The organism is Pseudomonas sp. PDM16 (assembly GCF_014851865.1).
Lineage (GTDB): Bacteria > Pseudomonadota > Gammaproteobacteria > Pseudomonadales > Pseudomonadaceae > Aquipseudomonas.
Genome location: NZ_JACVAM010000001.1, coordinates 1,200,303 through 1,225,203 on the forward strand (window position 1 = coordinate 1,200,303; position 24,901 = coordinate 1,225,203).

Sequence of the window (24,901 nt, forward strand, 5' to 3'; positions counted from 1 at the left end):
CGATGGCTCAGCCCTGGCCATTTTTTGAGCATGTTCGAGTTATCAATCTCGATTCTCGCCCCGATCGCTGGGAGTCCATGCAGCGGCAATTCGCTCGCTTGAGTGTGGCAGGGGATGTGCAGCGTTTCTCGGCCGTGCGCCCGCCCATGGACGTGGTCGATCAGCCGGAGTTGGCTGGCCTTCGTGCATTCCTGCAATGCGTTGACGGCGATACCGAGGCGCTTGCGGGCAAGCTTCGCGCGACCTGGGGGTGTCTGCAGAGCCATTTGGCTGTCATCCGTATGGCCCAGGCTGAGGGATGGCCTCATGTTCTGATTTTGGAAGATGACTGCGAGTTTGAGTCCTATACGCTTCCAGTGCTGAAGCAGGTAGCTCGTCAATTGGATGGACGCGATTGGGGGATGATCTACTTGGGTGGCACCTTCAAGAAGGGGGGGCGTTTTCGTCGCTTTTCGGCCAACCTCTGGGATGCCGGACGTATCCGCCTTGGCCATGCCTATTTGGTTCACGAGCGCTTGTATTCACGCATTCTCGCGGAAGCGGAGGGTTCCTCTCTGCCAGTTGACTGGTATTACTCGGAAGTCTTGCACCCTCAGGTGGATAGTTTTCTCGTCGAGCCTGTCATTGCTTATCAACGTTTGCTGGATATGAGCGATATCGAGTCGGTAGTGCGCAGGCCGGAGTTCAAGACTCGGAAAGCCCTGCGTCGGTTTTGGAGTCGGATTCGCTATGCATTTTTTTGAGAGGGGAGCCATTGCCTCCGTTATGAGGCAATGGCTCTCGCTGGGCATGCTCTGGTGGCTTCTGGGCATGCTGTTGCTGCCGACGCACAAGCTCTATCAGCAGGGTGTGATCTTGCTGCTTTGGTTGCCAGGCGTGCTCAGCTTCGTGTTGTTGAGTGATGTACGGCGAGCCTGGTTGCAGCCGTTAGGGGGGCTGCTGGTGGCCTTCTGTTTGTGGTCATCCATTTCCGCCTCATGGAGCCGCGTTGGGGTGGACTGGGGAGAGCAGAAGATCTTCCTGTATGTGCTCATGGCTGCCAATGCGGTCATGGCATTGTCATGCCTGGACCCGCAGCGCCTGTGGCGCGTGCTGGCGATGGCAGGGCTGATCGGCGGGGTTCTGGCATGGGGCAGTCTTTTCTACTTCTATGGCTACGGTGGCCGCCCTCTGGAGGCACGTGCTCAGGGCCTCACTCTGACGTCCAATCCGATACTCGCGTCCCAGTTGCTGGGAGTGCTGGGGATTTTGCTGTTCTACCTGCGTGCCTACCTGCCCGCCTGGCTACGGGGGCTAGCCTGGGCGTCGTCGTTGTCGGGCCTGCTCGCGTTCCTTCTGCTCAGCCAGTCTAAAGGGCCTTGGCTGGCTGCGATTGCGGTGGTGATTCTTGCTCCCTTATGGGCTAGTCGCTATGACGTCAGGGGCGCGGTGATTTGCAGTGTCGTGGTGGCCGGCGCCTTGTTTGCATGGCCTGATGTCTTGTTGCAACGTGGCTTTTCCTATCGACCAGAGCTTATTCAGCAAGCCCTGCATCTGTTGGGCGAGGCCCCATTGCTGGGGCTCGGATATGGCTCCACCTATAGCTTGCCGATAGCTGCCCAGAACACCTCATACGAGCATGCTCACAATCTCTATCTGCATATCGCCGTTACCCTGGGCCTGGTCGGCCTTGCATTCTGGTTGTCGCTTGTCGCGTATGCGCTGGTTCAGGCATGGCGATCGCGCGGCGAGGTACCTGGGCGCCTACTGTGCTGCCTGCTGTGTTTTGCGGGGGTGGCTTTGTTCACCGACGGAGTAGGGCCGTGGGTGAAGCCGAGGGAAGAGTGGTTTTCGATGTGGCTGCCGCTATTCCTTTGCATGGCCTGGATGGTGAGGGGGCGGCGGTTGGAGCGGTGAGCGTTGCACGTGCCAAGCGCTCGGTGTTTCGATGGCAAGTTCTTGGCTGGAGTATGCTCACTTACCCGCTTTGCTGGCTGTCTCGTAGTGGCTTAGCAGCTGCTCCCACGGAAATCCCTGTACCTTTCGGCGCTCGAGATAGCGCTGCAGGTGGCGGAAGTTTCTGCGCACCAGCATTCGCCCCAGCGGGCGATTCTTGAAGCGGATGTCGAGAAAGTCGATCAGTCCGAAATCACCGTCGGTTGTCAGTAGGACGTTGCCGAGGTGCAGCGAGCGAAAGTAGATGCCCTGGCGATGTAGCCTGAAAATGTAGCTGGCGAGCCGTGGCAGTAGCTGATCAAACTCCGCTCGGGAGGCATTGAACAGTTTGTCCAGTGCTCTCCCTTCCAGCGGGTGATAGATACAGGCGCTGATGGCCTTCTCACGGTCTACCCAGCAGCATTCGATGATGTCAGGCGTACTGATGCCCAGGCTCTTCAGGCGCGTCGCCCTGTCAGCGAAGCGGCGAGCATCTGGGCTCATGCGGGCCAGGAGCGGCGTGCGGCGGCTGCGAAAAATCTTCAGCAGAGTGCCGTCTTCTCGACGGACTACCTTGGGGCCATTGCTGTCTTTTTCCAGCACCTCGCCCTGGCTCAGCCAATCTTGTAATTCGTTCGCTGCTACAATCCGCATCTTTTCTCTCTAGCCAGTCGTACGAGGCTCGCCGAATGGCCAATTCTAACCAGCAATCAAGCCTGAGGGTTTACCTGAGATTGCTGAAATATGTGATGCCGTATTGGATGCCGTTCACGGTGAGTCTGTTTGGCTTCCTGATATTCGCCTTGACCCAGCCCATGCTTGCGTACGTGCTCAAGTATTTTGTAGATGGTCTGGAGAATCCGGACGCCAGCTTCTTCGCCAACGCCCCCTTCCTCTCGAACATACCCTATATCGCCGATCTCAAGCTGCTGCTGGCGGTGCCGTTGCTGATCGTGCTCATCGCTCTATGGCAGGGCGTTGGCTCCTACTTGGGCAACTACTACTTGGCCAAGGTCTCCATGGGGCTCGTTCAGGATCTGCGCATCGCGCTATTCAACAACCTGCTGACCTTGCCCAATCGCTACTTCGATAACCACAACTCCGGGCATCTGATTTCCCGCATCACCTACAACGTGACGATGGTCACTGGCGCCGCTACTGATGCGATCAAGGTCGTGGTGCGTGAAGGGATGACAGTGATCTTCCTGTTCGCCTCTCTGCTGTGGATGAACTGGAAGCTGACCCTCGTGATGGTGGCCATCCTGCCGCTTATCGCCGTGATGGTGGGCAGCGCCAGTAAGAAATTCCGCAAGCAGAGCAAGAAGATTCAGGTTTCCATGGGCGACGTGACCCATGTGGCTTCCGAGACCATTCAGGGGTATCGGGTGGTGCGTAGTTTCGGTGGCGAGGGTTACGAACGGCATCGCTTCCAGGTGGCTAGCGAATCCAACAGAGACAAGCAGCTGCGCATGGTCAAGACCAACGCGATTTACACGCCCAGCCTGCAGTTGGTGATCTACAGCGCCATGGCCGTGTTGATGTTCCTGGTGCTGTTGCTGCGCGGTGACGCCACGACCGGCGATCTGGTGGCCTACATCACCCTGGCCGGCTTGCTACCCAAGCCCATCCGCCAATTGTCCGAAGTCAGCTCGACCGTCCAGAAGGGGGTGGCCGGTGCCGAGAGTATCTTCGAGCAACTGGATGAAGAGCCCGAGCTGGATCACGGAACCCAGGAGCGCGAGCGCGTCAGCGGGCGACTCGAAGTCCGTAACCTCTCCTTCCAGTATCCGGCTGCCGAGAAGCCGGTGCTGCGCGACATATCCTTCGTCGCCGAGCCGGGGCAGATGATCGCGCTGGTCGGCCGTTCCGGCAGCGGCAAGTCGACACTGGCCAGCCTGATCCCGCGCTTCTATCACCATGAGCAGGGGCAGATTCTGCTGGATGGCCTGGATATCGAAGAGTACCGCCTGCGCAACCTGCGCAAGCACATTGCCCTGGTTACCCAGCACGTCACCCTGTTCAACGACAGCGTGACCAACAACATCGCCTATGGCGATCTTGCTGGCTCATCGGCCGAGCAAGTGCGCCAGGCTGCCGAGGCCGCCTATGCCGCCGAGTTCATCGACAAGCTGCCTGAAGGCTTCGACACATTGGTGGGCGAGAATGGCGTACTGCTTTCCGGAGGCCAGCGGCAGCGTCTGGCGATCGCCCGTGCACTGCTGAAGAATGCGCCGTTGCTAATCCTCGATGAGGCCACTTCGGCACTGGATACCGAGTCCGAGCGACACATTCAGGGAGCGTTGGACGAGGTGATGAAAGGGCGTACCACCCTGGTGATCGCTCATCGCCTGACCACCATCGAGAAGGCCGACCTGATCCTGGTGATGGATCAGGGCGAGATCGTCGAGCGCGGCAGCCATGCCGAACTGTTGGCGCAGAATGGCTACTACGCCCGCCTGCATGCCAAGCAGTTCGAGGAGGACGGCGAGTCGCCACAGGCGCTGGAGCAGGGTGCCTGATGCTGGAATTTCTGCGCAGCTACCGCGAGCGTGGCTGGTGCGAGATTGATGCTTGCGCCTATGCCACTACCTGGCACCGCTTCGGTGGCAGTGTTGCCACCCATCCGCAGGTGGTCGAGCGTCTGGCCGGCCTGGCAGGCATCCCGGTTCGCTACCTGGGTTGCGAGCAGGACGGTGAGCTGCAGGCTGCCATTCCTGCCTGGGGGCGCCACCTGGCACTGTCCAAGGATGTGCTGAAGAAGCACGGTAAGCGTGGTCTGTTCGATCTGGGCAACGCCGAACTCATCCTGCCTGTCGCCGAAGGGGCGCGTATCACGCTACGCCACAAGGCGCGCTATCTTTCTCAGCTCAATGCCGAATCCATTGTCGGCCTGCGCGAACAGCCTGAAGGCCTGGCTCTGGCTCGTGAGCCGGAGGAGTACAGCAAGAAGTTCCGCTACAACCAGCGGCGCGAGCAGCGCCTGCTGGAAGAGGCTGGTGGGGTGATCCGGCCAATGCTGGAGCTGACGGCCGAGGAGCAGGCGCGTATTTACATTGAGTTGTTTCACCGCCGCTGGGGCTTCGAGGCCACAGGCAAGGAGCGTCTGGTCGAGGTCTTCGGTCTGCTGCGTGAATTCATGACGGGCTCGCTGGTCTACCTCAACGACGAGCCTGTGGCGATCCAGGTGCTATATCGGGTCGAGGCACCCAGATGGATTAGTCTGGAGTACATCAATGGCGGGGTCGATCCGCAGCAGCGTGAGTTCAGCCCTGGCAGCGTGCTCAGCTACGTCAATACGCAGGACGCATGGGCCGAGGCGCGCGCCATCGGTAAACCGCTGCGCTATTCGTTCGGTCGCGCTGATCGTGAGTATAAGGACCGCTGGTGCCACCGAGTGCCGGCCTATCAGGTGTAGCGGTGCTTTGCGAGCACACAGATAGCAACGGGTGACGACATCATGACCGGTCGCAAGCAGCAACTGCTCAAACGCCATCGTCGCAACAAGCGCATTGCCATGCTGGTGGCGCTGCTGCTGATGGTGTTGCTCGGCGTATTCGTCGCCTGGTGGTGTGTACCTCTGCTGCTGGCGCTTGCATGGGTCGCCCATGAGGCCTGGTTCGCCGACCACCTCTTCTACTCGCCGGACGACGACTACCACTACGATTTCCCCGCTGGAACGCCCTGCCTGCTGGCGCGTATCGCCGATGGTCAGTTGCGTATCGATGGCGAGCTTGGCAGTGCGGAAACACTGGTCCTAGAGCTGGAGGTCACCGCGACCTGGCTGGGCCGCTTTCTCGATCCGCGAGTTCGGCTGGGCGATGACCGGCAGGACCTGGAGCGTCGCGTCGATGGCCTGCGCTATTTCAATCTGTCGGGCCAGGGGGATGCATTGCGCGCTGGCACGCTGCGCCTGCGCGAGCGTTTCTGTCGGCTGGGCAGGGAAGGGCGCCTGTTCGCCATGACCAACCCGGATTATGCCGAGCGACGGATCATGGTTGTCGCCCCGCATGCCGATGACGCGGAACTGGCCGCCTTCGGCCTGTACAGTCGTTGCTCTCAGGCCAGTATTGTCACGCTGACCCAGGGTGAGATCGAGGCCGAGAGCTATCGGCGTCTGGGGCTCTCGACGCAGCTGGCGGCGACGCTCAAGGGTCGTCTGCGCGCATGGGACAGCCTGGCCGTACCACTTTGGGGCGGGGTGCCGCAGAGCCGCTGCGTGCAACTCGGCTACTACTGCCTGCAATTGCCGGCGATGGCCGATGCACCCGACCAGGCCTTTCCCTCGCGTGAGTCGGGTGAAGCAGATATCCGCAGTGTGCGTCTTCACAACCCGTTGACCTTGCCTGGCGATGCCGACGGCGCTCCCTCATGGCGTAACCTGGTAGCCGATCTGGCCGCATTGCTCGAACACTTTCGGCCCGAGGTGCTGGTCACTCCGCACCCGCAGCTCGATCCACACAGCGATCACGTTGCCAGTACTCGCGCGCTACTCGAAGCCGTTCAGCTCAGCGACTGGCAGCCGCAGATGCTGCTGCTCTATGCCAACCACCTGCACGACAACGATCGTTGGCCCATGGGGCCGGCAAATCACGGCATCGCCCTGCCTCCGGCGATAGTCGCCCTTCCGGCCGACGCCCTGTGGAGCCCGGTCCTGTCCGCCGAGACGCAGCTCGATAAGGCCATGGCGCTGGCCATGCAGCACGATCTGCAATCGCCGTTGGCGGGCAAGAAGCGCCTGCGCCGTCAGATCCAGCGCCTGCTTGCCGGCCGGCGCTGGCCGGTTACCGGCGAGGACGAGTTCTTCCGCAAGGCAGTGCGCCGTCACGAACTGTTCTGGGTGCGCCCACTGGGCGAGTGAGGCCGGCTGCTCGCACCTGGCGTGTTATGATCCGCGGCGATTTTTGCCGCTCCCACTCTGTCGAGAGTTCAGTATTCATGAAGCTGTCCATGCCCCGTTACGACCAAGCCCCCGTTCTGGTGGTGGGTGATGTCATGCTCGACCGATACTGGCATGGCGGTACCTCGCGCATCTCTCCCGAGGCGCCGGTACCGGTGGTCAAGGTCGAGCAGATCGAGGATCGCCCAGGTGGAGCCGCCAACGTCGCGTTGAATATTGCAGCGCTCGGGGCGCCGGCACTGCTGGTTGGTGTGACCGGTGAGGATGAGGCGGCCGAAAGCCTTTCGGACAGCCTCCATGCCGCCGGCGTGAAAGCCCACTTCCAGCGCATCGACGACCAGCCGACCATTGTCAAACTGCGCGTCATGAGCCGCCATCAGCAACTGCTACGCATGGATTTCGAGGAGCCCTTCCGTACCGATGCCGTCGCACTGGCCCAGGATGTCGACGGCCTGCTAGCCGGGGTCAAGGTGCTGGTGCTGTCCGACTACGGCAAAGGGGCTCTGCAGAACCATCAAGCGCTGATTCAGTTGGCCAGGGCTCGTGGTATCGCTGTATTGGCCGACCCCAAGGGCAAGGATTTTTCCATCTATCGCGGCGCCAGCTTGATTACGCCCAACCTCAGTGAATTCGAGACCATCGTCGGGCACTGCGCCGACGAGGCCGAGCTGGTGTCCAAGGGGGCCAGGTTGATGCGCGAGCTTGAGCTGGGTGCGCTGCTGGTCACCCGTGGCGAGCACGGCATGACACTGCTGCGCCCGCAGCATGCACCGCTGCATCTGCCAGCTCGCGCTCGCGAAGTGTTCGACGTGACTGGTGCCGGTGATACCGTGATCTCCACTCTGGCTGCCTCCATCGCCGCCGGCGAGGAGTTGCCGCAAGCCGTGGCTCTGGCCAACCTGGCCGCCGGCATTGTGGTTGGGAAACTGGGTACCGCCGCCATCAGCGCCCCGGAACTGCGTCGTGCCGTGCAGCGCGAGCAAGGCTCTGAACGTGGCGTGCTGAGTCTGGAGCAGTTACTGGTGGCCATCGAAGATGCGCGTGCCCATGACGAGAAGATCGTCTTCACCAACGGTTGCTTCGACATCCTGCATGCCGGCCACGTGACCTACCTAGAGCAGGCGCGTGCGCAGGGCGACCGTCTCGTGCTGGCGGTCAACGACGACGGCTCGGTGTCGCGTCTGAAGGGGCCTGGCCGGCCGATCAACTCGGTGGATCGGCGCATGGCCGTACTCGCTGGCCTTGGGGCTGTGGACTGGGTGGTGAGCTTCAGCGAGGACACGCCCGAGAATCTGCTGCGTGCGGTTCAGCCGGACGTGCTGGTCAAGGGCGGTGACTACGGCATCGATCAGGTGGTCGGTGCGGATATCGTCCGCGCCTATGGCGGCGAGGTGCGGGTGCTGGGGTTGGTGGAGAACAGCTCCACCACCGCGATCGTCGAGAAGATCCGCAACAAGTGACCTCCGCGGCCACCATGGGTGGCCGCTCTTGCTAACCGGCCAGGCGGCCGGGTTCCTTCTCCGCCTGGTTCAGGCGGGCCTGCCAGTCCTTCCAGTGGATGCGCTCGTCGCGTACCAGCCAGCCGTCCTGCGCGGCAAAACTCTCCGATAGCCAGACGCCACGGGTACTGGCCGGCAGCAATTCGCCCCTGCGCAGGGTGAATAGCTCGTCGGTGGGCTTGCCCTGTTTCAGCGGCAGCAGATAAAGATCAGGCCGGCGGCGCTCCAGGCAGGCCACCAATTGCTCGTCCTCCAGGCGCTCGTCGACATGGAACAGACTTGGCTGGCGGCAGTCTTTCGGCAGCTCCAGGTGCAGGTCATAGACCAGCTGTAGGGAGGCCGTCGGCAGATGCACATAGGCCCGCGGACGCTCCATCAGCATCAGGTTGCCGCATTGCACCGGGCGTGCGGCGCCGGAAAGTGGTGTGAGGCGGAAGTGGTCGCCTTCGCGGTAGCGCAACGCGCCTTGATAGGGGGTTGGCAGCCATGTGTCGGCGTAGCGGCCAGCCAGCCAGGTGCCGTCGTTCTCGATAAGGCACTCTTCGGCAACCTCCTGAATGGCAGTGAGCAGCGGCAGATTCAGCTCGTGAGCCGGCACATAGCCGGAGATCAGCTTGAGTACCACGTCGCCGCGGTCCGGACGGCGCTGACGTACCAGCAGCCAGTAATCTCGGCCCTGCCAGGATAGGGTCAGACGCACCGATACACCGAGATTGGCCAGCTCCAGGGCGAAGCGCTGGCTGTCGGCCGCTTCTACCGGGCGGCGCCGTTCGAGCATCTGGGCAAAGTTCAGTGGCAGGCCGAGGCTGCGGTAGTTGAGTCCGTCTGCTGTGGCTTCCACGTGCAGCGGAAGGGTCTTGAAGTTACCGGGGGCCTTGCGGGCCAGCAGTCTCGACATATCGGCTCCTCAGTCGGCAGCAATGGGGTGGGCTGCATCAGATGGATGGGGCGGGTTGAAGTTCTGACCGCGCCCGGAGCCTTGCAGTTTAGCCGCGGATAACCGCAGCGGCGGCCGCGGCATTTGCCGCCAGATGTTGCGGGTTGATGGTGCCGACAATGGCGGAGCTGACGCCGGGGTGGCCGAAGACCAGCTCGAAGCTGGCGCGCACTGGATCTTTCCCCGCGAGCACCGCATGGCCGCTGGCCAGGGCTTTCTTGATCAGGATGCCTTTGTGGTGGCTGGCCGCATGGTCGAGCACGGCGCGTTCGCCCTGCTCGGCGAGGTTGTAGGTGACCATGGCGCAGTCGCCCTGTTCGAGCGCCAGCAGGCCCCCTTCGACGGTCTTACCGGAGAGGCCGAAGGCGCGGATCTTGCCCTCGCGCTTGAGCTCGGCCAGGGCCTCGTACACGCCGCTGTCGCGCAGCACTGCTACGTCGTTGCCGTCCGAATGCACCAGTACCAGGTCGATGAAGTCGGTCTCCAGGCGCTGCAGGCTGCGTTCGACCGAGAAACGCGCGTGTTGCGGCGAGAAGTCGAAGTGCGACTGGCCGGCTTCGAACTCCTCGCCGACCTTGCTGACGATCACCCAGTCCTGGCGCTGGCCACGCAACAGTGGGCCCAGGCGCTGTTCGCTGACACCGTAGGCGGGGGCTGTGTCGATCAGGTTGATGCCGAGTTCGCGGGCCTGCTGGAGCAAGGCGCGCGCGGCGGTATCGTCGGGGATGGTAAAGCCGTTGGGGTACTTCACGCCCTGGTCGCGGCCCAGCTTGACCGTGCCCAGGCCGAGCGGCGAGACCAGCAGGCCGGTGTCGCCCAGCGGGCGATGCAGGTCGTGCAGACTCACGGCAGCAACTCCTCCCACACCGGTGTACCCAATGGCGGGCGTGGCAGTGCCGGCGCTGCCGCATGGCTGCCCGGAGTTATGCCGTCACGCTCGAGAGCGGCGATGGCGCGGTCGGCGAAGTCCGGCGACAGCGCCAGCTTGGTCGGCCAGCCGACCAGCAGGCGGCCCTGCTCGGCGAGGAAGGCGTTGTCCGGGCGCACCAGGCCGGATTGTGCCGGCTCGGCGCGATCGACGCGCAAGGTGGCCCAGCGTGCGTCGGAGAGGTCGACCCAGGGCAACAACTGCTGCACTTCCTTCTGCGCTGCGGCGATCTGCTCTGGCTCGCTACGCGCCACGCCGTCGGCCTCGGCGAAGTCGCCGCCGAGGTACCAGACCCACTGGCCGTCGGCGGCCGGGTGGCTGGTCACGGTGATACGCGGCTTGGGGCCGCCGCCCAGGCAATGGGCATACAGCGGCTTCAGGCTTTTACCCTTGACCAGCACCATGTGCAGCGGGCGCAGCTGCTGGCGCGGTTGCTCCACGCCTAGGGTGGCGAGCAGCGCAGCATTGCCGGCGCCGGCGCCGAGTACGACGCGCTGGGCGCGGATCTCGCGGCCGTCGACATTCAGCCCGACCAGCTCGTCATTTTCGCGCAGCGGCGTGATGTCACGGCCGGCCAGCAGGCTGTCGCCGGCCAGTTCCGCCAGGCGCGCGATCAGGCTGGGCACATCGAGGACCAGTTCGGCCAGGCGATAGACCTTGCCCTTGAATTTGGGATGTTGCAGCGCCGGTGGCAGCTGGTCGCCCTTGACCTGGTCGACACGGCCGCGCACCGCCTTGCTGGCGAAGAAGCTGGTCAGGTTGCCGGCCAGGCTGCCCGGCGACCACAGGTAGTGGGCCTCGGAGAGCAGGCGTACGCCGGTGAGGTCCAGTTCACCCTGGCCTTCCACGGCCTCGCGCCAGCGCCGCGGCATGTCGGCGATGGCTTCGGAAGCACCGGTCAGCGCGCCATGCAGGGCGTACTTGGCGCCGCCATGGATGATGCCCTGGGACTTCAGGCTCTGCCCGCCGCCCAGCGCGGCGTTTTCCACCAGCAGGGTGGCGTAGCCGAGCCGGCGCAGGCGCGCATTGAGCCAGAGGCCGGCGATACCGCCGCCGACGATCAGGATATCGGTGCTGAGGGACTGGGACATGCCGGGGCTCGCTGCAAAACGGTCCGGCAGTATAACGCGAGCGGCGCGGTACGCCCGATCAGTGTCCGGCGGTCTGCGAGAACAGCTGGATCACCACCACGCCGCTGACGATCAGGCCCATGCCGAGCATGGCCGGCAGGTCCAGGCGCTGCTGGTAGAGGAAGGTCGCGGCGATGCTCACCAGCACGATGCCGAGGCCGGCCCACACGGCGTAGGCGATGCCGACGGGGATGGTCTTGATCACCAGGCTGAGCATCCAGAACGAGATGGCGTAGCCAACCACTACCAGCACCAGCGGCAGGGGTTTGTTCAGGCCGTCGAGGGCCTTCATCGAGGTGGTGGCGATCACTTCGGCGGTGATGGCGATGGCGAGGTAGAGATAGCCGGTCATGTCGATTCTCCTGTTGAACCGCGCCATTCTAGATTCGTGGGTGATGGGGTAAAGTCATTACCTATCTTGTATGGAGATGGGTTATGCAGTGGAGCCTGGAGCAGATTCGCCTGTTCGTTGCGGTCGCCGAGGGCCAGTCCTTCTCCGCCGTGGCGCGCCGCATGCGCCGTGCGCAATCGGCGGTGAGCAACGCCATCGCCCTGCTGGAGACTGACCTTGGCGTGCTGCTGTTCGAGCGCAGCAGTGGCCGCCAGCCAAGGCTGACGGCGGCGGGCATCGCCCTGCTGGAGGAGGCCCGCGAGCTGTTGCGCCAGGAGGAGCGCCTGCAGTCGCGCGCCCAGGGCCTGGTGCGTGGTGAGGAGGTCTGCCTGCGCCTGGCCCAGGATGAGGCGATGCCCTATCAGCCGGTGCTGAACAGCTTGGAGGCACTGGCCAGGGCTTTCCCCCTGTTGGAGGTGCAGCTGGCCAGCGGCGCCCAGGGCGATGTGGCGCGCAAGCTGTTGGAGCGCCGTGCCGACCTCGGCCTGCTGTTCCACCACGAGGACATGCCGGCCGCGCTGGAGCGCCAGCGCCTGGGCACCATCGAGCTGGTGACCGTGTGCGGCGCCGGGCATCCACTGGCTGCGCTGGGTCAGGTCGATCGCCGCGAGCTGGCGCGTCACCGACAGCTACTGATGGCGCCGCAGGACAGCCACTACCCCGGCGGCGAGCAGCTCAGCCCGTCGGTCTGGCGCGCCGACAGCTTCTACGCCATGGCCGAACTGCTGATGCGTAACCTGGGTTGGGCCTGGCTGCCGCGCCACGTGGTGCAGTACCCGACCTATCAGGGCCAGCTGGTCGAGCTGAGTTGCGACTGGACGCCGCCGCCGCTGCTGGTGGAGCTGGTCTGCCGCCGTGACGAGGCGCTGGGGCCTGCTGCGCTGTGGCTGGCCGAGGCCTTCGCCGAGCACCTGCAGGCGATGGGCTGATCGGGCGCGGGACGCTCTGTTAAGCTGCGCGCCCATGAACAGAACCCTCTATACCCTGATCCTGCACCTGGCCCTGCCGTTCATCTTCCTGCGTCTGTGGCTGCGGGCGCGGAGCGCTCCGGCCTACGGCAAACGCATTGGCGAGCGCTTCGCCTTCGGCCTGCCGGCGTTCCGCCAGGGTGGCATCTGGATTCATGCCGTGTCGCTGGGCGAGAGCATCGCCGCCGCGCCGCTGATCCGCGAGCTGCTGGCGCGCCATCCCGAGCTGCCGATTACCGTCACCTGCATGACGCCGACCGGCTCCGAGCGTATCCAGGCGCTGTTCGGTGAGCGTATCCAGCACTGCTACCTGCCCTATGACCTGCCTTGGGCCTGCTCGCGTTTCATCCAGCGCCTGCAGCCGCGGCTGGCGGTGATCATGGAAACCGAGCTGTGGCCCAACCACATTGCCGCCTGCCATCGCCGCGGCATTCCCGTGGCGCTGGCCAATGCGCGCCTGTCCGAGCGCTCGGCAAGGGGCTATGCGCGTTTCTCGCGGCTGACCGCGCCGATGCTCGCCCAGCTGTCGCTGATCGCCGTGCAGACCGAGGCTGAGGCCGAGCGCTTCCGCCAATTGGGCGCGCGCTCCGACTGCGTGCAGGTCACCGGCTCGATCAAGTTCGATCTGAGCGTGGATGCCGAGCTGCCGCAACGTGCTGCTGCGCTGCGGCAGAGCTGGGGGGCGGCACGACCGGTATGGATCGCCGCCAGTACCCATGCCGGCGAGGATGAGGTGGTGCTGGCCGCGCATCGTCAGTTGCTGAGCGAGCATGCCGATGCGTTGCTGATTCTGGTGCCGCGCCATCCCGAGCGTTTCGAGCAAGCTTACGAGATGAGCCGGCGCGAGGGCTTCAGCGTCGTGCGCCGCTCCAGCGCCGAGCCGGTAGCGGCGGATGTGCAGGTGCTGGTCGGCGATACTCTGGGCGAGCTGCTGTTCCTATACGCACTGGCCGACCTGGCCTTCGTCGGTGGCAGCCTGATCCCCAATGGCGGGCACAACCTGCTGGAGCCGGCGGCGCTGGGCAAGCCGCTGCTGAGCGGCCCGCACCTGTTCAACTTCCTCGAGATCGCCGCGCAGCTGCGTGCGGCCGGTGATCTGCTCGAAGTGCAGGATGCCGCTCAGCTGCATGCGGCGTTGCGTGCGCTGTTCGCTGATTCGGGTGAGTCGACGCGTATGGCCGAGGCCGGGCTGGGCGTGCTACGCGCCAACCAGGGCGCGCTGGCGCGTCTGCTGGCTGGGCTAGAGCGCCTGCTGGCGCGGGCGTAACAGCAGGCGCAGCGCCGTTCCGCCCAGAGCCAGGCCCAGGCAGGGCAGCCAGACCCAGCGCGCTTCGGAGATCAGCACATCGATCCCGCGCTGGCTGAAGAAGCCATGCACGAAGGGCGATACCTCGATGGGCCGCCACGGCAGGAAGAAGCGCTGCTCGCTCCAGGGCCACAGCCAGGCCACGCCCAGGCCACCGTCGGTAGCGGCGTCCAGCAGGCTGTGCGAGGCGCTGGCCAGGGCGATCCAGCAGAAGGCCTTGAGCGGCCCGCAGCCGAGCAGACGGCAACTCAGTGCGCCCAGCACGCCACAGACTCCGGCAAACAGCAGCGAGTGGCTGAATCCTCGATGGCCGAATGCGTCGGCATAGGCGATGCCGAACTTGAAGGCCAGCACATCGGCATCCGGCAGCAGGGTGAAGAGCAATCCGGCCAGCAGCAGGCGCGGCGGTATTACCTGCGGCCCGAGCGCCAGTCCCAGGGCCAGGACCGGCAGCGGATGGGTGATCAGCGTGGTCACGAATGCTCGTGCATGCGTGCCAGCTGGCGCTCCAGCAGCGAGGGGTAGGGTTCGAGCAGGCGCTCGACGCAGCTGGCGCCCTCCGGGCTGGCGATGGCGCGGATGCGCGCGCGCTGGCGCAACAGCGGATCGTCGGCGACGCTGCGTTGTACCAGCAGCAGGTTGCGGCTGTGCTGGGCCAGGGCCAGGGCATCCTGGGCGACTTCGCTGAGCAGCAGTTCTGCCTGGCTCGGGCTGAGCTCCTCGTCGGTCTTGGTCAGGCCTAGCTGCAGTTGCAGGGTGATGCCGCTATCAGCCACCTCGATCTGCAGGGCATGGCCGAGGGCGCGCATCAGCTCGCCGCAGCACAGGGCGTGGGTCAGATAGTCCTCGTCGCTGTGCTCACTGGAGAACAGCATCAGGCTGCTGCCGTCGTTGAGGGTATACAGCTTGCCCTGGTACAGCGCAGCGGCCTTTTCCAGGCAGTCGCGATAGCGCTGCAGCAACTCCATCAGGCGCGAGCGGGGCAGGTGGCGCAGCTGCTCCTGGGCGCCGAGCTGGATGGCCAGCACGGCAGTGTTGATCTGACCTTGCTCCTGTTCCTGAGGCTCGGTCGGAGCAGCTTGCGGTGTCGGCAACTGCTCGCGCGCTTCGACGTCCTGGTGCAGGTCGCGCAGGTCGGCAAAGGGATCGTCTTCGTCATGGCGCTCGACGGAGACGGCACGCTGGATCGGCTTGTCGAACTCGTCGTAGTCATCCAGGCCGGCGCGCAGGTCGGGAGTGTCGAATTCGGGTTCGCGGAGGTCTTCCTGGTGGTAATCCTGTTCGCTATCCAGATTGAGATCGGCGTACTCGTCGTGCTCTTCGATGTGCGGCTCTGGCTCTGGCTTTTCCGGAACCAGTCGGGCCTGCAGCTGGCGAGCGAGGTCGCCGATTTCGTCCTGGCGAGCGGCACCCGGTGCGGGGTCATCGGGGTCTCGCAACCAGACGCGCAGTTGCATCAAGGGTGTGGAGATGTGCCGGCCGAGACGCAGGCTGAGCGACATGGCCAGGGCCAGCAGAATCAGGCTGAGCAGCCCCATGCTCTGCAGGCTGATGGTCATCGGTTGCTGGAACTGCTGCATGTCCAGGCTGATCCTCAGCTGGCCGGCGATCACTTCCTGAAAGGTGATCGGCGTCGAGTACAGGCCCTCGGTTTCGCCGAGGATGCTCTGGGTTGGGCGTGAGCCGGCCTCTGCGAGGATGCGGTTGTCCACGCTGTAGATGGCCGCATGGGCCACCAGCGGGTTCTTCGCCAGGTTGCTGAGGAGCACGTTGAGGCTGAGGATGTCGTTGGACACCAGCAGCTCGGTGGCCGAGGCGGCGGTCTGCACGGTCAGGCTCTGGCCGAGTGCGTCGGCCTGCTGCTGCATGGCCTGCTTGAACTGCATGCCCATGACCCAGGCGTAGATCACCAGAGCGAGGGCGACCAGCAGCAGGCTGTGGCTGGCAATGCGCAGGGCGAGCGGCACGCGACGCTGGCGCAGGGCATTAAACAGCAGCAGGAAGAAATTGTCGGGCTTTACCTGAACGGGCCGGTTCACAGAGCTCGGCTCTTCTCGAATGAAATTGCCGCGCAGTATAACCACCGCCCCCCAGCGGGCAAAGCGCCGCCCGTGCCCTGCGCCAGGCGAAACGGGTTAGAATGTGCGCCTTTTCGCTGACCCATTTGCAAGCTGGAGTGTGCGCCTTGCGCGAAATCGTCCTGATCAACATCACCGGGGAAGATCGCCCGGGCCTGACCGCGGCCATCACCGGCGTGCTGGCGCAGGGCGGGGTGAACATCCTCGATATCGGCCAGGCGGTGATCCACGACACCCTGTCGTTCGGCATCCTGGTCGAGATCCCGGATACCGAGCAGGCCTCCTCTGTGCTCAAGGACGTGCTGTTCACCGGCTACAAGCTGGACCAGCAGGTGCGTTTCACTCCGGTCTCTGAGGCGGACTACCAGCAGTGGGTCGGTGGTCAGGGTAAGACCCGCTACATGGTCACCCTGCTGACCCGCAAGGTTACCGCCGAGCAGCTGCAGCGGGTCAGCTCGATCACCGCCAAGTACGGCCTGAATATCGACCATATTGATCGCCTGTCCGGGCGCATGCCGCTGGACATGCCGGACGACCAGGGCAAGGGCTGCATCGAGTTCTCCGTGCGCGGCGAGCCGGCCGATGTCGACGCGCTGCGCGCCGAGTTCCTTAGCGTAGCTCAGGAACTCGATGTGGATATTGCCTTCCAGCGCGACTCGGTGTTCCGCCGCAATCGTCGCCTGGCAGTGTTCGACATGGATTCCACGCTGATCGAGGCGGAAGTCATCGATGAGCTGGCCAAGGCTCATGGCGTCGGCGACAAGGTGTCCGAGATCACCGAGCGCGCCATGCGCGGCGAGCTGGATTTCCGCGCTAGCTTCAAGGAACGCATGGCGCTGTTGCAGGGCTTGCCGGAAACCGTTCTGGCCGAGATCGGCGCTTCGCTACGTCTGACCGAGGGCGCCGAGGTGCTGTTCGCCGAGCTCAAACGCCTGGGCTACAAGACCGCCATCCTCTCTGGCGGCTTCACCTATTTCGCCAAGCAGCTGCAGGCCAAGCTGGGCATCGACTACGTGTTCGCCAACGAACTGCAGATTGTCGATGGCAAGGTCACCGGCGTGGCGATCGAGCCGATCGTCGACGCCCAGCGCAAGGCCGATCTGCTGCGCGAGCTGGCCGAGAAGGAAGGCCTGCGCCTGGAACAGACCATCGCCGTGGGCGATGGCGCCAACGACCTGCCGATGCTCGGCCTGGCCGGCCTCGGCGTAGCCTTCCGCGCCAAGCCGCTGGTCAAGCAGTCGGCCAAGCAGGCGATCTCCACTCTGGGTCTGGATGGCATTCTGTACCTGCTGGGCTTCCGCGACCGCGACGGTCAGGACTGATTCTCGGGCCGGAATAAAAAAGCCCCGCTTTGCGGGGCTTTTTTATAGGGCTGGATCACTCATCTCCGGCGGAGAAGTCGTAGTCCATCGACTGACTCGGGCCCTGCAGGTAGTAGCCCTGGATGTAATTGACACCTGCCTGCCAGAGCGTCGCCAATACGCTGGCGCTCTCGACGTAGGGCACGATGGTCATTTTCGCCTGGGCGTGCAGGCTGGCCAACAGCGTCTTCAGCGCCTCCTGGTTCTCCGCGCTGGAAAGATCCTGGGAGAAGGAGCCGTCCACCTTCACGAAGTCGACACTCAGGTACTTGAGTGTGTTGAAGGGGTTGATGGCGCAGCCGAACTGGCCGAGGCCCACCTTGCAATGCAGCTCAGCCAGCCCCTGCGTCAGCGCCTTGGCCTGTTTGAGATAGGCCACCGCGTCCGGCTCGCTGATTTGGAACACCAGCGAGTCCGACGGCAGTCGTGCGGCCTTGAGGGCCACGCTGAGCCAGGGCAGCAGAGTCTGGTCCTGCACACTGTTGGCGGACAGGTGGACGAACAGCCGGGTGCTGTGGCCCTTGCTGCGATGCTCGGCGAGCAGCTTGATCGAGTTGAGGATTACCCAGCGATCGATCTTCTCGGCCAGGCCGGCCTCTTTGGCTGCGTTGAGGAAATCGACCGGCGGGACTTCTTCGCCTTGTGGGTTGAGAAGGCGCAGTAGCACTTCGTAGTGCTCATCGCTATCGCCGCGCAGGCTGATGATGGGCTGGAACAGCAGGCGGAAGCTGTTGTTGTCCAGGGCTTGTTGCACCATGGCCACCAGGTTGCCGCGGCTCGCCGCCGCCGCCAGCTCGTCGGCCGGGTTGTAGATCTTGATGGCATTGCCGTCGAGTTCATCGGCGCAGCGGTGGGCGCGGTCGATGACTTCCTGCGCCTTGCTGGTTTGTTCGCTGAGGCCTGCGATGCCGATGGACAGTGTCGTCTGCACCGTTCGGCCGGCAACGTCGAACAGATGGCCTTCGACCTTTTTCAGTAGCGGTGACAGCTTTTCAGCGCATTGCTCTGGCGTGACGCCCGGTTGCAGCAGCGTGAACACGTCATCGCCGAAGCGCGCCAGCTGGGCGCCGGCGCCGAAGTGTTCGCGCAGCATGACAGCCAGGTCGGCGAGCAGAATATCGATGCCGGCCAGACCCACTTCGCTGACGATTTCGCTGTGCCGGTCGGTGCGGACATAGGCCAGGCTGGATACCTGCCCCTCGTTCACTGCCTTCTGAGCTGCGGTGTCCATCAGTTCGACGAAATGCGAGCGGTTGAACAGGCCGGTGACCAGGTCCTGACTGCTGATTTCGCGCAGTTTCTCTTCCAGCTCCGCGTTATCGCTTTCGGCGCGAATCACGACCTGGATGCAGGGCTCGCCATCATAGGCGGCAGGTGAGAAGGTCATGCGCGCCTGGAAACGCTGGCCGTCGGGCTTGACCCCGGCGCAGCTGAGCTCGGTACTGCCTGTGCCGCTGGCGTAGCCCTTGAGGAAGTCCTTGAAGCGAGACTGATCGTCGCAGTGGATCAGGTCGATCATGGGCATACCTTCCAGCTCGTCCGCGTCCTCGTAGCCGAATAGCTGGAGGTAGGCGCGGTTGGCGTAGATATGCATGCCATCGTGGACGTAGGTGATGGCGTCTACCGAACTGTCCAGGAGCAGCTGGCAGCGCTTCTCCGCTTCGCGCAGCGCCACTTCGGCTGCACGCCGTGAGCGGCGCTCCTCGAGGTTGGCCAGCTCGCGCCCGGCGACCAGGATGAGTCGCTCGTCTTCGCCCTGGGGCAGGGCGTCCTGGGCGCCCAGGGTCAGCGCTTCAGTGATGGTGTCGGAGTCATTGTCGGCAACCAGCTGGATAACCGGAATGTCCTTCGCTTGGCGGCGGATAGCGCTGATCGCCTCGCTTGGGTCCAGATGATCGCTGCTCGGTGCACTGATCAGCAGGTCCCAGCTGTTCTGCAGGGCTTCCGAAAGATTGTCGCTGGAAGTAATGCGATGCACTCGGGTGGCGTGCCCCGCATTTCTGAACAGGCTAACCAGGCGCTCGGCCTCGTTCTGCGAATCCTCAAGAATCAGCAGCCGTATGGTTTTTTTTTCGATGGCCATGAGGTTTTTTCAGATATTGCCGAAGAGCGGATAAAAAAAGGCGACGGATGGCTTTTTCGGCAGCCTACAGCGACTTCCATAGTGAGTCAAAGTCTTCATCGCCGCCCTTGTCCGGGGTGTTCGGAGCTGTGACGGAGGTCCCGGACGTGGGGTTGGCTTCGTCGAGAAGCCGGTACTCGAACTGGCTGAAACTGCCAGTGCTGGTCTGCTTGCGACTGAGGATCGCGCGGGTTTCGTCGCCGCTGCGATTGATGATCACCTTGTTGCTCTCCTGAAACGGCAGGCGCGGGGTGATGATCGTGGCGGGGCGGGAGATCACGCGGATCTCTGGCAGCAGCATGGCTCGCAGATATTGACTGTTCTGATCACTCTTGCGTACCAGCTGGACTCCGCAGGGTTGTGCGTGGGGCGCGATCAGTTCGATGCCCATCTGCGTTCCTCCCCCTCTGACCTGGCGTACCCATCGGACTATCGCCACGCTCCAGGTTTGATCGGGCGCATCTTGCACGCCCAGCAGTTCGCCGGCCTGCAGCTGAGCAGGCACTTCCTTCGGCCAGCTCAGGCAGTATCCCCCGGGGCTGTGATTGACGATGGGTACTTCGAAAGTGGGGTAGGTTTCCGGCGGCGGCTCGGTCGGCTCTCCCGGGCGCTGGTGGCTCTTGTACTGAATGACCTCCATCGGAATGCCGTTTTCCCACTGGCTTTCGCGTTGAGCGTCGAAGGCGTTGGCCCACACGTCCTTGCTGCTGTCACTGGTGCTGGTCGCAAATTGTGCGGCGCGTGGAGCCTCTTCCTGTTTGAGTACGTCGGAAAAATTACGCTTGCCCGCGAGGTAATAGTGGACTGCCGACATGCCGATGCACACCGTCAGGCTGCCGCGACCGGCGGTACGCTGGAACGTGCGCTCCGCAATGTCCCCCCAGGCGGATGTGAGATGTTGCAGAAGGTCGGTCGACATTCCCTCCGGCACCTGCAGGCGATTCAGCTCGGGGCTGTCCGGAGGCAGCAGCAGGTGCTCCTTGATGGCGTCGACCAGTGCCTGTGGGTCGAGGCCGAGCAGGCTGTTGAGTTCGGTATCGCTGAATAACGACTTGTAGCGGGGCGGGCCGTCAAGTTGCGGGGCGACCGCGAAAAGGCTGTTTGGTGCGTCCGCACTGTGCAGTGTGGCCATCTTGCTCCAGCTTTCTACCGCCTCTGCCAGCCGCGCTATGCCGCTCTGACGCATCTGGTTGCAGCGGGCGCAGCCGAGCAGTAGTGCGCCGATGTAGATCTGCTCGTGGCTGAGGCTAGTGCCGTTGCGTGCCAGCCCGTCGCGTACCTGTACCTGATGCAGGCCATGTTGGCGGGCGATGCGGTACAGCTGGTGCAACTCCAGCCACAGTCCCTCGGGGACCGGACAGTACAGTTGGCTGGCTCGAACGAGTGGGCCGCATAGCGCGTGGCTTGCTCGCTGCAGGGCCACCGTGAGCAGCTGTGCTCGTTCCTTGGAGAGGCGGGGCAGCTCCTGCGCGATAATCAGCTTGTAGCCGATAGCCATGTGGTTCTGGAGGGCCTGGCATAGGTTGGCGACCTTGCGCGGGCGCTCGTCTAGGACGATGGACTGGTTGAGGAAGTGGCGTTCCAGATGGGTGCTGACAAAGTGAACTTCGGGTCGCAGCAGCTCGAGTATCTGCAGGCGATTGTCGCTAGGGGTGATCAGCTGGTTCAGCTCGATCAGGCCCTGGTAAAGCTGGCGCGCCGTTTCTCCGATATTGGCTTTCGGTAGGCCGGCTATCCAGCGCTTCATGTCGCGCGGATTGGCTTCGCAGAAGGACAAGCCCTGTCTGTCGGGGGTGGGTACACGCAGGAGCAGGTGAGGGCTCTGTTTATCCATACCTTACAAGGGGTCCATAGCGAGCGGGGTGACGTCCTGGCCGGCGGGTTTTTCGGAACTCTAGCAGCATCGCGGATGAGTCGCAGCCCTTAACAGGGCTGACGAAGCTTTGCGGGCGTTGGAGTGCAAGGCCCGCATATGCCTCGGAACCTTCCGAGGCATATGCGGGAGGCCGGTATACAAGCCTCTAGCTGCGCGGCAAGGCCAATGCCTGTCCCATGCGCACCGGGCTGCCGGCGACAAGGCCCTCGGCCCATTGCACCTGCTGGGGGCCGAACAGGACGATGGCGGTGGAGCCGAGTTTGAAGCGGCCCAGTTCGCCACCCTTTTCCAGCTCGATAGCGGCGCGTGCGGCCTCGTCGTAACGAACCGTCTTCAGCTCGCGCTTCGGCGGTGTGACCAGTCCGGCCCAGACCGTCTCGATGCTGGCGACGATCATCGCGCCAACCAGCACCACGGCCATCGGCCCACGCTCGGTGTCGAACAGGCAGACGACGCGCTCGTTGCGGGCGAACAGCTCCGGCACGTTCTCTGCGGTGGTCTGATTGACCGAGAACAGGCGGCCCGGGACATAGATCATTTCCTTCAGGGCTCCGGCCAGCGGCATATGCACGCGGTGGTAGTCCTTCGGCGAAAGGTAGACGGTGGCGAAGTCGCCGCCCATGTAGGGCGCGGCGCGTTCGGCGTCGCCGCCCAGCAGCTCCAGTACGCTGAAGCTATGTCCCTTGGCCTGGAAGCAGCGGCCCTGCTCGATCGGTCCGAGCTGGCTGACTGCACCGTCGGCCGGGCAGAGGATGGAGCCAGGCGTCTCATCCAGCGGGCGCGCGCCGTCTTTCAAGGCGCGAGTGAAGAAAGCGTTGAAGTGCTCATAGGCGGTCAGGTCCTCGACCTGAGCCTCGGTCATGTTGACCTGGTACTGCTTGGCGAACCAGCCGATCAGGCGATCCTTGAACCAGGCTGCGCGGCACTCGGCGGCGAAGCCGATCAGGCGCGACAGCAGGTGATGCGGCAGCAGGTACTGGCTGATGATAAAGAGGCGCTGTTTCATCGTGGTTCCTTGAGATTCAAAGCTCGACCGGTGTGTCGGGGAGGTTGCCCCATTCGGACCAGGAACCGGCGTAGGCCCTGACCCTCGGAAAGCCCAGCGCCTTGGCCACCACGTAGGTGAAGCCCGAGCGGCGGTGGGTCTGGCAATGGGTGATCACTTCCTTGTCCGGGGTAATGCCCAGTTCTTCCAGAGCCTGAGCTATGTCTGTGCGAATGCGGAGCCCGCGTTGAGAGTCCATGCCGGCGGTCCACTCGAAGTTGATCGCCCCGGGGACGTGGCCGCCCCGCGCGGCGAGCACCTTCTCGCCCCTGAATTCGGCAGGCGAGCGAGCATCCCAGACGACGGTGTCGGGCGAACCCAGCTTGCTCTCCAGATAGTCGCGGCTGGCGGTGGGCCCCTCACCCAGGATTAGCGCTACATGGCCAGTTGCTGTCGGCGGTGTCTCCTGGCTGAGTTCGCGTCTCTCGCCCATCCAGGCTTGCAGGCCGCCGTTGAGGAAGTGGTAGTTGCCATGGCCAATCACGTCGAGCAGCCATATGAAGCGTCCAGCCCACCCGCCGCCCTCGTCGTCATAGACCACGTAGACTGCGTCCGGTTTGTGTCCGAGCTCACCGAATAGGGCCTCCAGCTGGGCCTTTTCTGGCAGCAGGCCGGGGGATGGAGGCTGGCCCAGTTGCGTTCGCTTGCTATCGACCCAGCGGGCGCCGGGAATGTGGCCTTCTGCATAGCGTGCTGCGGGGCTCAGATCGACCAGAATCAGCTCGGGAGCCTGCAGGCGGGTGGCCAGTTCGGCCGGTTCGATCACCAGCGGCAGGCCGGAGAAAGCGGACATGCATAGCCTCCGAGAAACGGAAAGGGACGGATTGTAGCGGAAAGGTCAGGTACCGCGGCGAGCGAAGGTGGCCAATGCCCGCTCGATGCATTGCACGGTTTTGCCGAAGACCTGTAGCGGCGTTGCGCCTATCTCCCCGCCACCTTGGTCGACTACCAGCAGCATCACCACTCGGCCGTTGCTCGCCAGGGAGCGCAGCACCAGGTGTTCACCGCTGAACAGCGCCTTCAGGCTGCCTGGCAGCAGAGCGGAAACCTGAGCCATATTGGTTGGGCTCAGGCGCAACTGGCCAGGCTCGGCGAGCAGTCGACGCAGGACCTGGCTCTGTGCCGGGTCCAGGCGCAGCTGCGCCGCGGCGGTAGGTAGTCCCGCTACCTGCTGGGCCTGCAGCCGACTGTGATTACGATCTACCAGCAGCACCAATACCCGCTGCATGCCACTGGCCGTCAGGGCCTGGCAGGCGCTGTCGGTCAGCTGCAGTACGTTGGCGAACGGCGTGGGTTGGGTAAGCAGCTTGGCGCAGTGCTGCTTCCATTGGTCGAGCCGAGCGTTGGCCATCGGAGCGGGCGGTGCCGGTGGTTGCAGGTCTTTCAGGCGGCAGGCATCCCACGGCCATATAAGGGCCTCTGCGGGATGCCACAGTCCGGGCAAGTCATGCTGGCGAGCGCTCTGTGCTGCCTGCTGGTGCACCAATTGCTGCAGTTCGGGCAGAGCGACATGCAGATAGAGCCCTGTCAGGCGTTGCCAGCGTAGATGGTGTTCGCAGGCCCAGTTGTGATGACTGGATAACGCCAGGCCGTTTGCCAGCAGAATGCTGTTGCCTGGTTGAGTCAGCCAGCGGCGCAGCGCCGTGTCTTCGTCCAGTTGCTGCTGCTGATGGAGCGGATGTTCGTTGTCGCGGGCGATGTGCAGGGCCTTGACCAGCAGGCGGCGGTCCTCCACTAGCAGGCGATAGCCCTGGACTATCCACTCCGGCAGGCGCCAGTGGCGAGCCAGAGCCAGGCAGAGTGCAGGCAGCGCAACCCCGAGCAGCTCCCGCTCGACCTTGCAGGCGGGTTCGCCGCGGCCGAGTACGCGACGCTCCCAGGTCTCGAAGAATTGCGGGTAGGTGGCTACCAGGGGCCATAGTGGTGCGAGAAACAACAGGCTTCCCCAATGAATCTCCTGCCACAGGCGTGCCAGGCGCCCGGCAAAAAGGCCGCTGGCCTGCTGTGCCGCGTGCAAGCCAATCAGCTGCAGCTGGCGTAATGGAAGGGGTATCTGGCTCTCTTCCTGCACCGGCATCTGGCTGAGAAGCGTTTCAGCGCGTTTCAGACCCAGGCGGTTGAGTGCCATCTCCAGGCTTTCGGCCGGCTCACTGAAACTGCTGGTGCTGCGATTGGCCTCGCGCAGCACGGCCAGTGCGATGGCCGGGCTCTCCTGCATCTGATCGGCGATCTCGCGCAGTGATTTGCGACTGTCCAGCAGTGTGCGGCGAACCGTCTCATGGTGATGGGTCGCGATAGGCAGGCGCACCTCGTCCAGCTGCTTGAGCCAGGTATCGAGGCTGCGAGGTATGGTCTTGTCAGTGGGCATGCAGGTTGAGCCAAACTGGCTTTTCGCCTTTACTGCCTATAGTCTGGCGCAATACTTCCGATAATTAGAAGGGTTGTTTTA

Annotated in this window: 21 protein-coding genes; 9 read left to right on the plus strand and 12 right to left on the minus strand. The window is 63.8% G+C overall.

All coding sequences use genetic code 11. The features are described 5' to 3' along the window. Positions 1–2: 2 nt before the first annotated feature. Both IB234_RS23905 and IB234_RS05550 read left to right on the plus strand, forming a co-directional pair. Positions 3–743, plus strand: coding sequence for a glycosyltransferase family 25 protein (locus IB234_RS23905; protein ID WP_225580247.1), 741 nt, complete (start codon positions 3–5; stop codon positions 741–743). Between the two features lie 22 nt (positions 744–765). Beyond that, positions 766–1,896 carry an O-antigen ligase family protein gene (locus tag IB234_RS05550; protein WP_192315127.1) on the plus strand — a complete coding sequence of 377 codons (1,131 nt, stop codon included), beginning with the start codon at positions 766–768 and terminating at the stop codon, positions 1,894–1,896. Positions 1,897–1,953: 57 nt separating this feature from the next. Here IB234_RS05550 and IB234_RS05555 read toward each other — a convergent pair whose 3' ends face one another. After that, a complete protein-coding gene (locus IB234_RS05555) occupies positions 1,954–2,568 on the minus strand; it encodes a lipopolysaccharide kinase InaA family protein (protein WP_192315129.1) in 615 nt (204 codons plus the stop codon). Positions 2,569–2,603: 35 nt separating this feature from the next. On the opposite strand from IB234_RS05555, the gene msbA reads away from it, so the two are divergent. From msbA to hldE, 4 genes are all read left to right on the plus strand, one after another. Continuing rightward, entirely contained in the window at positions 2,604–4,433 is a 1,830-nt protein-coding gene (msbA, locus tag IB234_RS05560) for a lipid A export permease/ATP-binding protein MsbA (RefSeq protein WP_192315131.1), read from the plus strand. Next, entirely contained in the window at positions 4,433–5,329 is an 897-nt protein-coding gene (locus tag IB234_RS05565) for a GNAT family N-acetyltransferase (protein ID WP_192315133.1), read from the plus strand. The genes msbA and IB234_RS05565 overlap by 1 nt, the downstream gene beginning before the upstream one ends. Positions 5,330–5,371: 42 nt before the next feature. After that, a complete protein-coding gene (locus IB234_RS05570; RefSeq protein WP_192315144.1) occupies positions 5,372–6,772 on the plus strand; it encodes a PIG-L deacetylase family protein in 1,401 nt (466 codons plus the stop codon). A 77-nt stretch (positions 6,773–6,849) separates the two neighbouring features. Then, positions 6,850–8,271 carry a bifunctional D-glycero-beta-D-manno-heptose-7-phosphate kinase/D-glycero-beta-D-manno-heptose 1-phosphate adenylyltransferase HldE gene (gene hldE / locus IB234_RS05575; RefSeq protein ID WP_192315146.1) on the plus strand — a complete coding sequence of 474 codons (1,422 nt, stop codon included), beginning with the start codon at positions 6,850–6,852 and terminating at the stop codon, positions 8,269–8,271. Positions 8,272–8,302: 31 nt separating this feature from the next. On the opposite strand, the gene IB234_RS05580 is transcribed toward hldE, so the two are convergent. From IB234_RS05580 to IB234_RS05595, 4 genes are all read right to left on the minus strand, one after another. Then, the gene (locus IB234_RS05580) at positions 8,303–9,208 is read right to left on the minus strand and encodes a metal ABC transporter ATPase (RefSeq protein WP_192315149.1); all 906 of its coding nucleotides are present in this window, start codon (positions 9,206–9,208) and stop codon (positions 8,303–8,305) included. 88 nt (positions 9,209–9,296) lie between these two features. After that, the gene (locus IB234_RS05585) at positions 9,297–10,094 is read right to left on the minus strand and encodes an aldo/keto reductase (protein ID WP_318651977.1); all 798 of its coding nucleotides are present in this window, start codon (positions 10,092–10,094) and stop codon (positions 9,297–9,299) included. Continuing rightward, positions 10,091–11,266 carry an FAD-dependent oxidoreductase gene (locus tag IB234_RS05590; protein WP_192315153.1) on the minus strand — a complete coding sequence of 392 codons (1,176 nt, stop codon included), beginning with the start codon at positions 11,264–11,266 and terminating at the stop codon, positions 10,091–10,093. The genes IB234_RS05585 and IB234_RS05590 overlap by 4 nt, the downstream gene beginning before the upstream one ends. Positions 11,267–11,324: 58 nt before the next feature. Next, positions 11,325–11,657, minus strand: a complete 333-nt coding sequence (locus IB234_RS05595; protein WP_192315155.1) for a DMT family transporter — start codon at positions 11,655–11,657, stop codon at positions 11,325–11,327. A gap of 83 nt (positions 11,658–11,740) precedes the next feature. Here IB234_RS05595 and IB234_RS05600 point away from each other — a divergent pair, with 83 nt between their 5' ends. Further along, entirely contained in the window at positions 11,741–12,625 is an 885-nt protein-coding gene (locus tag IB234_RS05600; RefSeq protein ID WP_192315157.1) for a LysR family transcriptional regulator, read from the plus strand. A gap of 34 nt (positions 12,626–12,659) precedes the next feature. Further along, positions 12,660–13,931: a lipid IV(A) 3-deoxy-D-manno-octulosonic acid transferase gene (gene waaA / locus IB234_RS05605; protein WP_192315159.1), complete on the plus strand. Its 1,272-nt coding sequence runs from the start codon at positions 12,660–12,662 to the stop codon at positions 13,929–13,931. Here the strand turns inward: waaA and IB234_RS05610 are convergent. Beyond that, positions 13,905–14,447: a metal-dependent hydrolase gene (locus IB234_RS05610; RefSeq protein WP_192315161.1), complete on the minus strand. Its 543-nt coding sequence runs from the start codon at positions 14,445–14,447 to the stop codon at positions 13,905–13,907. The genes waaA and IB234_RS05610 overlap by 27 nt on opposite strands. Further along, positions 14,444–16,009, minus strand: a complete 1,566-nt coding sequence (locus tag IB234_RS05615) for a histidine kinase (RefSeq protein WP_192315164.1) — start codon at positions 16,007–16,009, stop codon at positions 14,444–14,446. The genes IB234_RS05610 and IB234_RS05615 overlap by 4 nt, the downstream gene beginning before the upstream one ends. Before the next feature lie 146 nt (positions 16,010–16,155). Between IB234_RS05615 and serB the strand changes: the two genes are divergently transcribed. Further along, on the plus strand, positions 16,156–17,370 hold the full coding sequence (serB, locus tag IB234_RS05620) for a phosphoserine phosphatase SerB (RefSeq protein WP_225580249.1): 1,215 nt from the start codon (positions 16,156–16,158) through the stop codon (positions 17,368–17,370). 55 nt (positions 17,371–17,425) lie between these two features. Here serB and IB234_RS05625 read toward each other — a convergent pair whose 3' ends face one another. The 5 genes from IB234_RS05625 to IB234_RS05645 all read right to left on the minus strand — a co-directional run bounded on the left by IB234_RS05625 (position 17,426) and on the right by IB234_RS05645 (position 24,820). Beyond that, positions 17,426–19,492 carry an EAL domain-containing protein gene (locus IB234_RS05625; RefSeq protein WP_192315168.1) on the minus strand — a complete coding sequence of 689 codons (2,067 nt, stop codon included), beginning with the start codon at positions 19,490–19,492 and terminating at the stop codon, positions 17,426–17,428. A 64-nt stretch (positions 19,493–19,556) separates the two neighbouring features. After that, positions 19,557–21,365 carry a molecular chaperone gene (locus IB234_RS05630; protein ID WP_192315171.1) on the minus strand — a complete coding sequence of 603 codons (1,809 nt, stop codon included), beginning with the start codon at positions 21,363–21,365 and terminating at the stop codon, positions 19,557–19,559. A gap of 187 nt (positions 21,366–21,552) precedes the next feature. After that, positions 21,553–22,413, minus strand: coding sequence for an archaetidylserine decarboxylase (gene asd, locus IB234_RS05635; protein ID WP_192315172.1), 861 nt, complete (start codon positions 22,411–22,413; stop codon positions 21,553–21,555). A gap of 16 nt (positions 22,414–22,429) precedes the next feature. Then, positions 22,430–23,245: a rhodanese-like domain-containing protein gene (locus IB234_RS05640; protein ID WP_192315173.1), complete on the minus strand. Its 816-nt coding sequence runs from the start codon at positions 23,243–23,245 to the stop codon at positions 22,430–22,432. Positions 23,246–23,290: 45 nt separating this feature from the next. Beyond that, positions 23,291–24,820, minus strand: a complete 1,530-nt coding sequence (locus tag IB234_RS05645; RefSeq protein ID WP_192315174.1) for an HDOD domain-containing protein — start codon at positions 24,818–24,820, stop codon at positions 23,291–23,293. Between the last annotated feature and the right edge of the window lie 81 nt (positions 24,821–24,901).